Origin of the sequence: Lentilactobacillus dabitei, assembly GCF_019061365.1 — a bacterium.
Taxonomy (GTDB): domain Bacteria; phylum Bacillota; class Bacilli; order Lactobacillales; family Lactobacillaceae; genus Lentilactobacillus; species Lentilactobacillus dabitei.
In genome coordinates, this window is sequence record NZ_JAHPPD010000048.1 from 1 (window position 1) to 3,687 (window position 3,687).

The 3,687-nt window shown below is 43.2% G+C and carries 4 protein-coding genes and 1 riboswitch; of the genes, 2 read left to right on the top strand and 2 right to left on the bottom strand.

Translation table 11 applies throughout. The features are described from left to right. Window positions 1-306 precede the first annotated feature (306 nt). Window positions 307-684 carry a DUF1634 domain-containing protein gene (locus KTE19_RS08325; RefSeq protein ID WP_217163359.1) on the bottom strand — a complete coding sequence of 126 codons (378 nt, stop codon included), beginning with the start codon at window positions 682-684 and terminating at the stop codon, window positions 307-309. A gap of 2 nt (window positions 685-686) precedes the next feature. After that, entirely contained in the window at window positions 687-1,520 is an 834-nt protein-coding gene (locus KTE19_RS08330; RefSeq protein ID WP_217163384.1) for a sulfite exporter TauE/SafE family protein, read from the bottom strand. A 153-nt stretch (window positions 1,521-1,673) separates the two neighbouring features. Here KTE19_RS08330 and KTE19_RS08335 point away from each other — a divergent pair, with 153 nt between their 5' ends. Both KTE19_RS08335 and KTE19_RS08340 read left to right on the top strand, forming a co-directional pair. Then, the gene (locus tag KTE19_RS08335; protein ID WP_217342072.1) at window positions 1,674-2,363 is read left to right on the top strand and encodes a phosphatase PAP2 family protein; all 690 of its coding nucleotides are present in this window, start codon (window positions 1,674-1,676) and stop codon (window positions 2,361-2,363) included. Between the two features lie 13 nt (window positions 2,364-2,376). Beyond that, on the top strand, window positions 2,377-2,877 hold the full coding sequence (locus tag KTE19_RS08340) for a GNAT family N-acetyltransferase (RefSeq protein ID WP_217163363.1): 501 nt from the start codon (window positions 2,377-2,379) through the stop codon (window positions 2,875-2,877). 83 nt (window positions 2,878-2,960) lie between these two features. Then, window positions 2,961-3,137, top strand: a riboswitch (Lysine riboswitch). The last annotated feature ends 550 nt before the right edge of the window (window positions 3,138-3,687 follow it).

Below are 3,687 nucleotides of genomic sequence, written 5' to 3' on the forward strand. Positions count from 1 at the left end.
GACATCACTAAAACCTCACTCCGATTCTTGTTTAGACGCTTAAATCGTAGCATAGGGGACAGTGATGTCCCATTTATTCTGAATAAAAAAACTGGCATTGATGATTTCCATCAATACCAGAAAGTTTAGACCCGAAAATTTTTTCTTGCTGAGCCGGATTTTTTGATTGATGTGTCATTAATCGGGAGTATTACCAATATCGATTCACAACTGAGGTTGGCCATGTGAAAATTAAATAGAAAAAACAAGCAGCCGTCTTCTGATTGATTTCAGAGGAAGCTGCTGGTTTTGGATTGACAAATTTGATTACCTTAAAATGCCAAAGACAAAACTGATCATTAAAATGACCAATACAATGCTGGTAATGACAACGTATAACATATCGTGTTCTTTATAGAACGAATAAATTGATACCACTACGCGCAATATTGGGGTCAGAATTAAACAAAAGATCCCCAGCATCATGATTGAGTAAGGTTTGAATGTCATCAACCCTTTACCAATTTCCATGAAATCAGTCGGGTACTGATTAGCTGGAAAGCCAGTATGACCAGTGATAATTAACAGGATTAGTCCCAGTAACATAATCACCGCTGAAATGATGACACCAATTTGAAGGATCTTGCCGATGATAATTTCGACATCGGCCATTTCTTGATTGACAGACTCGTTTGGTTTTTTCATCGTCAGATTCCTTTCATAAACATTTGAATCCCAATGTAGAGTAAGATTGGAACAAAGATCATCCGAATGACTCTAGCCGAAAGGTGTTGCATGACCCGGGATCCAATGGTGGCGCCGACTAGGATTCCTAATGCCAGCGGAACAGCAATTTCTGGCTTGATCGAGCCGTTAAAGAAATAAACGGTCGCACTGGCAGCTGCAGTTACCCCCATCATCAAGTTACTGGTCGATGTTGACGCCTTGAGCGGCATTTTCATAACGGTGTCCATCGCAATCACTTTGAACGCCCCAGAACCGATCCCAAGAAGGCCACTTGCAATACCGGCGCCATACATGACGGCCAGTCCGCCAGGGATATGTTCAACTTGATAATCGACCTTCTTCATCATTTGCTTGTCATAATAAGAACTGTCCAAACGAAATTTTGCTGCAAGACGATCTGGCTTTGCCCGGTGAAGTAATTCGGTATGGGTAATTAATTTGCGGATCATATTATATCCAGAGAATAATAGCAGTAACCCAAACAAAATATAAAGATATTTTGGATCAATCACCCCGGTTAATAAAGCACCACTTAAAGCACCCAGGGTTGTGGCGATTTCCAGAAACATCGCGACTCGCAAATTGAGCACCTCGTCACGTAAATAGGCGATGGTCGCCCCGGAACTGGTCGCAATCACAGCCACGATGCTGGCGCCAATTGCGTATTTGATATCAACTCCCATCAATAGCGTCAAAATGGGGGTCAGGATGATGCCGCCGCCAAGGCCTAAAATAGCCCCGGCGATCCCGGCAAAACAGCCGATGGCAATCATTAACAGCGCATAATTAATCAATTTCATTCACTCCCAATCATTTGATTAAACGAACGTCACAAATTATACACTGCCCAAAGCTTAGTTTTCATTAAAAATCTGTCAAACGAAAAAATCACCAGGCTGGTTGTGATATACTCGAAATTGAGTTTAGATAAGAGAGGATTGTTGAAGATGTATGGGAACGAAGATTACATGCTGCTGCAAAGGGATCCCAACCGGATCATCAAGCTAATTGTCAGCTTGTGCATTACCGCGGTGCTTTCCGTTTCAGTGGCATTTAATTTTGATTATTTGCAATTTTTAGATTCAATTTTCACAACTGCGATTCAAGGATCCGCTCCCAGTGAAGGACTTGAAAAGTTTTATTTGATGGTGTCTTTTTTTGCTGAGCCGAAAATGGATATTTTTTGGATATTCATCATTGCGTTTTTTCTGTGGGGATTTAAATACAAAGTTCCCGCGTTATGGGCGATATTCACACTTGGCTTTGGGGACATCATTGGCGCTGTTGTTAAGCAGCTGATTCGTCGACACCGGCCACCGCTTCATCTTGGCGTTGACAGTGGTTACAGTTTCCCCAGCGGCCATGTGTTGGGGGTTTTTCTCGTGATTTCCATCATCTGGATCGTGGTGGTACCAGTCATCGACCACGCTTCGGTTCGGTTTATCATTCGGGCATTGATGATTGTCTGGCTGATTCTTGTGATGTTTTCGCGGATCTACTTAAATGCCCATTATCCAACTGACACGCTTGGCGCTGCTTTGGTCGCATATTGCTGGTTGTTGGTTTCAGAAATGCTGTACATCAACTATGCCCCTAGAGTTGCCAGATATCGGTTTGTGATTCACACCAAGATTTAAACAAGGAGTGCTCATGGTAGAAAATTTTGCGACCAACCATCTCACAATCCACAAGCTTCAAATGACGGATTTTGACGATTACTACCGGCTGATTTCATATCCGGAAGTTGCTGCTGGAACCGGATTTAGCTTGATTGGCAATCAGAAGATGATTGAAGAAGCTGTGAAAGGCCAACTTCAGGCACCCAGGTCATTTGGGCTTTATCTTGAAGACCAGTTAATTGGGGCAGTTCTTTTTTTCACGGCTATCGGTGAGGATCATTTACCAGATCCTTTTCGAGTTGAAATGAGTTATTTTCTTGAACCGACTTATTGGCATCAGGGCTTGATGACCGAAGCAATCACTGAGATTTTGACCCAATTACCCACTCAAATAACGGTGACTGCGGCAGCTTTTAGCGACAATCTGGCATCGATTGCTGTTTTAAAAAAGCTGGATTTTAAGCAGGAAACGCAGATCCATGACCCCATTTCCGGACGGGATAAGTTGCTGTTTATTTCAAGTCAAGCTTGATAACAGGTTCAAAATTTGTCATTTCCGGCGAATAGCGTTACACTTTTTACAGTTTAAAAGCTGAATAAATTAATTAATCGATATATTCGAATAGAGGCGCGTTCATTATCAGTATGTTTCAGGAACTTGAAAAGAAGTGATGACTGAAACAAAAAGGGATGAACGCCGAAATGACCGGTGACTTTTCACATGGGTTGTTGGGACTTAACCTAACAGGTTAAGGACTGTCGTGGTGGATGCCACGGAGCGCTATGCAGATGTTGACAAACACCTATCGTCTCTTTCAATGTATTTTGAAAGGGGCGTTTTTAATTTATTTGGAGCTTTTAGAGCTCCACAAAGCAATAACCTGCACATAAGCACCCCAACCAAAAATCCAAACCCAGGATTTATGGTTGTGGAGACTTATGCTCCGGTTATTAACCGCTTTGCTTCGCTCACATTTTTAGGATAGCTGCGTAAAGCAGAAGTCTGCATGTAAGCACCACCGAGAAAAATTCCAGAACCGGGAATTCTCCTCGGTGGAGACTTACACTCCGATCTCTAACCGCCTGGATCCGCTCACTTATTTTTAGAACAGCTCCTCCAGGCAGAGATCTGCGCGTAAGCACCACCGAGAAAAATTCCAGAACCGGGAATTCTCCTCGGTGGAGACTTACACTCCGATCTCTAACCGCCTGGATCCGCTCACTTATTTTTAGAACAGCTCCTCCAGGCAGAGATCTGCGCGTAAGCACCACCGAGAAAAATTCCAGAACCGGGAATTCTCCTCGGTGGAGACTTACACTCCGATCTCTAACCGCCTGGATC

Coding starts and splice junctions, on each gene's coding strand:
- KTE19_RS08325 (WP_217163359.1), bottom strand. CDS start 684: ATGAAAAAACCAAACGAGTCTGTCAATCAAGAAATGGCCGATGTCGAA.
- KTE19_RS08340 (WP_217163363.1), top strand. CDS start 2,377: ATGGTAGAAAATTTTGCGACCAACCATCTCACAATCCACAAGCTTCAA.
- KTE19_RS08335 (WP_217342072.1), top strand. CDS start 1,674: ATGTATGGGAACGAAGATTACATGCTGCTGCAAAGGGATCCCAACCGG.